Annotated in this window: 4 protein-coding genes and 1 pseudogene; all 5 read right to left on the bottom strand. The window is 60.1% G+C overall.

The window, feature by feature from the left end:
* Window positions 1-75: 75 nt before the first annotated feature.
* Window positions 76-501 carry an RNA polymerase sigma factor gene (locus tag QMG25_RS20035; RefSeq protein WP_283462851.1) on the bottom strand — a complete coding sequence of 142 codons (426 nt, stop codon included), beginning with the start codon at window positions 499-501 and terminating at the stop codon, window positions 76-78.
* Window positions 502-662: 161 nt separating this feature from the next.
* Window positions 663-1,745 (bottom strand): site-specific integrase, encoded by a 1,083-nt coding sequence (locus QMG25_RS20030; protein WP_283462850.1) that lies wholly within the window; start codon window positions 1,743-1,745, stop codon window positions 663-665.
* A 392-nt stretch (window positions 1,746-2,137) separates the two neighbouring features.
* On the bottom strand, window positions 2,138-2,470 hold the full coding sequence (locus QMG25_RS20025; protein ID WP_283462849.1) for a helix-turn-helix domain-containing protein: 333 nt from the start codon (window positions 2,468-2,470) through the stop codon (window positions 2,138-2,140).
* Window positions 2,470-3,588 (bottom strand): tyrosine-type recombinase/integrase, encoded by a 1,119-nt coding sequence (locus tag QMG25_RS20020; protein WP_283462848.1) that lies wholly within the window; start codon window positions 3,586-3,588, stop codon window positions 2,470-2,472. The genes QMG25_RS20025 and QMG25_RS20020 overlap by 1 nt, the downstream gene beginning before the upstream one ends.
* 257 nt (window positions 3,589-3,845) lie before the next feature.
* Window positions 3,846-5,786: pseudogene (locus QMG25_RS20015) on the bottom strand (Tn3 family transposase); the annotation flags it as partial.
* Between the last annotated feature and the right edge of the window lie 132 nt (window positions 5,787-5,918).

The following is a 5,918-nucleotide window of genomic DNA, read 5'->3' as shown; positions in this document are numbered from 1 at the left end:
CGTTAACAACACGGCGATGCTAGAAAATAAGAGTGGGCAGATCTCATGGCCACCAATGGGCATTTCTGCTGGCCATCAGTGGGCAGTTACGTGGCCGCCTATGGGCAGTTTGCCATGGCCGCTAACAACCTGATCCTCAAGGGAGCGATCCCCCGCTTGGAGTTGGGGGAAATCATCAATGGAGGTGTGGTCTCGTCGCCATTCTTTCTTCTGGATATTGCGGCACTGCAACCTACACACTGTCGCAAGCCACGGCATGAGTGACGAGTCGGCGAGAACGATCTCTTTCGACTTCTGCCACAGAACGAGAAACGTCGCCTGAACGGCATCTTCGCTGAGCTCTTTGGAGCCAAGGAACCTCAAAGCGATCCACGCCACCGCCTTGAAGTGGCGTTCATATATCTGCCGGAAGGCATCCCGGTCTCCGGACTGGACTAGGGACAGCAACGCAATGTCTAGGGACATGTTGCGGTCCGTCTCGATATCCGTGTAGTGCTCCATGTCTCCCCCCAATTCCCATGCAGCTGCTTCCCTTATGCTTACTTATGTCCTCTGAAACCAAAACGTCTCACAAGTGACAAATCTTTTTTGGGGCTTGCTGGTAACGGTCTGTATTAGAGTTGCCTGCTTTCGTGTGGTGTCTGGGTTCCGTCTGCGGTTGGCTAGTCGTGGCCTCCTGGTGCGTAGCCGGCCCAGGGCGATCCGGCCTCTGCGGCGATTCTGGTGGTGCTGGTGTGGTGATAGCCGAGCGCCTGGGCCAGGACGGGGGCTGGGACTTGGAGCACTAAGTGTCGTAGTGCGGAGGTTCGTCCGCGTTGGGGTGGGATGCCTTGTTTGTGCAGGAAGGCACGGAGGGTGACCGGGTGAATGGGTTGGCCGGCGCGTTGTCCGGGGAAGAGCCAGTGGGATCCGGGGTTGGTTGCCGCGTCCAGGTTGATGCGGTTCGTCAGGTATTCCTGCAGGAGCCGGGCCACCGATTCGGGTACAGGTGTAGGCGGATCGCCAAAACGGATGGTGGTGGTGGTGCCGCCGTCTGTGTTGATGTCGCTGATCGAAAGCCTCACGATGCGTGTTGCCGGTTGGGCGTAGAGCAGAACCAACAGGCCCGCTATCCTGGCATGCAGCGGGATACTCTCCTCGGCGAGAAGGCGTTGAATGGCACTGATTCTGTGGTGTTGACTCATAGGCGCCTGACGCGCCGCTTGTCGGGAATGGATGGTCAGGGTGGGCATGTTGCTGGTGTTCATGCACCAGGTCAGGAATGCGTGGGATGCCCGGCGCGTGAAGTAGTTCTCGCTTTGCCAGGCGTCCAGATCGCCTTGCCGGGTGTCGTTCACGGCGGTGCCGCGGCGTGTGAGCCAAGTCAGGAACGCCAAAGCCTGGATTTGTTGCTCGTGGGCTTCTCGGGCTGTCGAATCACCCAGCGGGGCTTTGGCTGCTTTGGCCCGTAGTTTGCGTAGTTGGTGCCATGTGGCGAAACGGTGCAGCAGCTTGGCATGGACGGGATCAGCAACGGCTCCCAGATGGGTCTCCAGCCATCGTTCAAAGAGGAGGAGTTGTCTGTCTCTGAGGGGCAAGACACCGATTTGCATGAGAAGATCGCGTAGATAGGCAGCAGTTCTCCAATTGGGTAGTTGCTGGAACGCTTCATGGGTCAGGGCGAGTCGCCCGGCGGCAAGATCTCGCAACATCGTGTTGGGCTGGGCGCTCCGGATCCAGCCCAGCGCCAAGACTGGCTTCGGCATGGTCCGCAACTGATCAAACAGTGGGATCAGCGGTGGATGGATCCGGCCGGTTCCATCATCGAGCAGTGAGCGCAGACGGTCGGTGAGGGTGCAGCGTTCGCACAGCCTTCCACCGAGCAAACGTCCCTCAAAATGACAACGGTCGCAGAAGAAATCGCGGGTAATTCCTGCACAATCCCGACACACTGGTTGGCCAGTGCTGTCCCGACCCGGCAACAGACGCTCCGTACCGCAGCCGGGGCAGGAACCGTAAGTTCGACTGGCCTTATCCAGGCAGTTCCGACAGATTGGCCCATCTGACCAGTTCGCTGCCTTGGCAGCTTGCCGGCCGCAGCGAGCACAGGTTCGTATATGCCACCGCTCATACTTTCCACGGCTGTCGTAGGACGGACTCACCGTTCGGGGGTGATCCGGGCACGCTTGGGCCGGATAGTGGCCGCGAGGTCCACGATCTCGGCACCACCGTCGGCGGTGCGGCGTGGAGCCACAGCCTCTGCCCGGGTGGCGATCAGCTCTGCAGCTGTCACGTCTAGGATGTCGCAAAGCGCGGCAAGAACTGGCAGGGAGAGCCGCTCCGGGACCTGGGTAACCAGCCGCCAGACCTGCACCGAGGACAGCTCGATGCCGCGCTGACGTAGTAGCGGGGACAGGTCGGTGGCGTTGAAAATCCCCCGGGTGGCCATGACTTCCCGCAGCCTCCATTGGTAACTTACCTGGCGTTTCATCAAGGTTTCCTTTCCAGCTGCCGGGCAGCAGTAAGCGTGGTGTCCAGGGCACGGCGGAGCGTCCTGGTGCGGAAGTCGGAAGAGACACAGGTGTAGATCGAGGTCGTGGAAGCGTGTTCGTGTCCTACTTGTTCCTGAACGAACCTCGCATCCCAACCATCCTCGATCAAGTGCGTGACGTAGGACCGCCGAAAGGAATGAAAATCCAGACCCCTATCCAGGCCAAGACTGTCCCGATAGGTCCCGAAACGGGTATTCATCTGGGTAAATCCCACGCGGGTCGAACGTTCCGAAGGCCACAGCGCCCCGGACCCAGCCGTGGAGAACAAGGGACGGACCTCTTCAGTCCACTGCTGCAAGATCTCTGCCGACCAATCAAAAACCGTCAACACACTGCGGCGCTTGGGTGGGGATCCCTTCATGGCCTTGCCATGGCGGATGTAGAGGACGCCGTAGTCCCCGAACTCCGGACCCCGAGGGTTGCGGCCAAAGTCCACAACATCGAGCATCCGCGCCTCGTTGCGGCGCAGTCCGAAGGCGTAGGCGGTCTTGAAAAGCATCGCGTCACGGAACGCCGGCAGCCAGCCCTTGCGTCCACGCCCGCGCACCCGCACAACCTGTTCATCGGCATAATCGAAGAACGCCTGCAGTTCATCACGCGTGAAGGCACGCTTGATCGGACCTGACTCAGCTTCCTGAACATGCACGGCCGCATTCCACTCGTGGATCACCTGTATCGGGTGGGTGCCGAAACGATCCTGGCAAATGGCCGCCCAGCCATAGCCCGGGTCGGTCACGAACCCGCAAAAAGAACGGATGGTCCCTTGGTAGGTCCGCAGCGTGGAGTGGTGCAAGTTCCGGACCGACCGCAAATCACCCATCCACTCATCCACCATCTGCGGCGTCCAGACCCACGGGAAAGCGTCGGCGTGGAGGGCGAATGCTCGCACCGCCTTCTCACGGCCCTCGATCGTGGAGAATGCCAAGTTGCGGGCCAACTGCTGGTTGCGCCAACCATCCAACATGGCCGTGAAGACCTGTTCCTCCGGCCGCAGCAGGGGCAGATCACCGATCAGATGCAGACCCGTAGCCCCCGGTGCAAAACTGTTCCCGGCCATCCAAAAACACCCCCTTCCGCAACTTGCATTAGATGAATACATCTTTCATCAGATGCAATCTGTTTGCAAGGGTGCAGGTCAGAAAGCTTTCCGACACCGCACGGAGACAAGGCAGAGAAAATAACCAAGCGGAATCCAGAGCTGAATTAGGGCCCTGACCTGCATAAATGTCGACAAGCCCCGGATTGATGCAACTAACCGCAATAGAGCATTGGATGAAATAGCGGCCATAATGTGAAAAAGTGAAATATCCGACGCTAAGGTTTTGTCGAGCGCCTTAGTGGCCTGTATTTGCCGGGTTTGATCTTGTTGGTGCGTGGCCAGGTGTAGTCGCCGGTGAGGTTGATGTGTTCCCATCCCAGGGGTGAGAGGAACCGCAGCAGCTCAGGGTCCGTGGCGGCACCCTCCTGATTCAAGGTAGTGATGGTGCGCTCAAAATAGACCGTGTTCCAGAGAACGATAGCCGCGGTGAGAAGATTCAGCCCCGAGGCCCGGTAGCGTTGCTGCTCGAAGCTGCGGTCGCGGATCTCTCCAAGTCTGTTGAAGAAAACGGCCCGGGCCAGGGTGTTCCGGGCTTCGCCCTTGTTCAGCCCGGCCGTGACTTTGCGCCGCAGGTCGGGATCTTGGAGCCAGTCCAGCAGGAAGAGAGTTCGTTCCAGTTTGCCTAGTTCCCTCAGTGCGGTGGCGAGTCCGTTTTGGCGGGGATAGGCGCCGAGTTTGCGCATCATCAAGGAGGCGGTCACGGTGCCGGTCTTGATGGATGTGGCCAGGCGGAGGATTTCATCCCAGTGTGCGGTGATGGTTTTGGTGTTGATGGTGCCGCCGATCAGCGGCGCCAAGGTGGCAAGCTCCGGATCGTTGGTGGGTGTGTAGAGGCGGGTGTCGCCGATGTTGCGGATCCGGGGTGCGAACCGGTATCCAAGTAAGTGCATGAGGGCGAAGAGATGGTCGGTGAACCCTGCGGTGTCGGTGTAATGCTCCTGGATCGCCAGATCGGACTCGTGATACAGCAGCCCATCCAAGACGTAGGTCGCGTCGCGGTCACCGACGTTGATCAGTTTGGTGTGGAAGGGCGAGTATTTGTCTGAGACGTGCGTGTAGATCATCCGTCCGGGCTCGGCCCCATATTTCGGGTTCACATGCCCGGTGGATTCAGCATGGCTACCTGCGCGGAAGCGCTGCCCGTCCGAGGAAGAGGTGGTGCCATCGCCCCAGTGCGCTGCGAAGGAGTGTGCGTGCTGGGTATTGACCAGCTCGGCCAGGGCGGCACTGTAGGTTTCATCCCGGATATGGGAAGCCTGCTGGCGGTCCAACTGGGCGTAGGTGACGCCGGTGCATGACTCGGACATCTTGGTCAGGCCCAGGTTGATTCCGTCGGCCAGGATCGCGGTGAGCAGCAGCTGCTTGTCCTTGGAGGGTTGGCCGGATTTGAGGTTGGTGAAGTGGCGGGTGAAGCCCGTCCAGCCATCGACTTCCATCAACAGGTCGGTGATCCGGATCCGCGGGAACATGGCGCTGGCCTGGTCGATCAGGGGCTGCGCGTGTTGTGGCACGATCGTCTCGAGCGGGGTAATCTTCACGCCGTTGGCGGTGATCAGCACCCCGGGCAGGTCATCGCGGGCGGCCAAGGCGTTGACTTGGTGCAGACGTTCGCTGAGTAGGGCAAGACGGTCTTTGAGATACTGTTCGCCGCCATTGGCTGTGACCAGGGGCAGTTCCCCTGCACGCTTCATCAGCGTGTAGTCGGAGCCGGCCAGCAGGTAGTCATTGAAGTCACGGAATTGCCGGGAGCCGGTGACCCACATGTCTCCGGACCGCAGTGCATTCTTGAGTTCCGCCAGGGCGCAGAACTCGTAGAATCCCCGGTCGGCGCCGTTCTCGGTGAACACCAGAGGCTTCCACCTAGCCCGGATGAATGACGTGGGTGCATCGTCGGGGATCTTTCGGGCACCGGTGGTGTTCATGGTGCGGATGATCTTGATAGCAGCCAGCAGGTCTTGCGCTGCGGGGGCTGCCTGGAGGTCAAGGACGGCAAGAAATGCCGGGGTGTAGCGGCGCAGAGTGGTGAAGTGGGCGCTGACGAGGGCGAGGTGGTCCTCGAGTGCGGGCCGGGTCAGTTCCTTGGCCTGGGCGATGCTTTCAGCCAAGGATTCCCAGCCGATGGCAGTGTCGATCGCGGCGAAGGGATCCTCCCCGTTAGCCTCAATGCCGTTCGGTTAGGTTCTGAGGGGTGTTGTCAAGATCTTGGTGGTGAGTGTGGCGGGGTAGGTGCGGCGGTCGGGGCTTCGTTCTTTGGCACGGTATTTGGAGATGGCGCGTTTGATGATCCG

The sequence above is a fragment of the Arthrobacter sp. H35-D1 genome (assembly GCF_030063185.1).
Taxonomy (GTDB): Bacteria; Actinomycetota; Actinomycetes; order Actinomycetales; family Micrococcaceae; genus Specibacter.
Note: the sequence above shows the minus strand (reverse complement) of the source record. Positions and strands in the feature narration are given on the sequence as shown.

Coding starts and splice junctions, on each gene's coding strand:
- QMG25_RS20035 (WP_283462851.1), bottom strand. CDS start 501: ATGGAGCACTACACGGATATCGAGACGGACCGCAACATGTCCCTAGAC.
- QMG25_RS20030 (WP_283462850.1), bottom strand. CDS start 1,745: ATGCCGAAGCCAGTCTTGGCGCTGGGCTGGATCCGGAGCGCCCAGCCC.
- QMG25_RS20025 (WP_283462849.1), bottom strand. CDS start 2,470: ATGAAACGCCAGGTAAGTTACCAATGGAGGCTGCGGGAAGTCATGGCC.
- QMG25_RS20020 (WP_283462848.1), bottom strand. CDS start 3,588: ATGGCCGGGAACAGTTTTGCACCGGGGGCTACGGGTCTGCATCTGATC.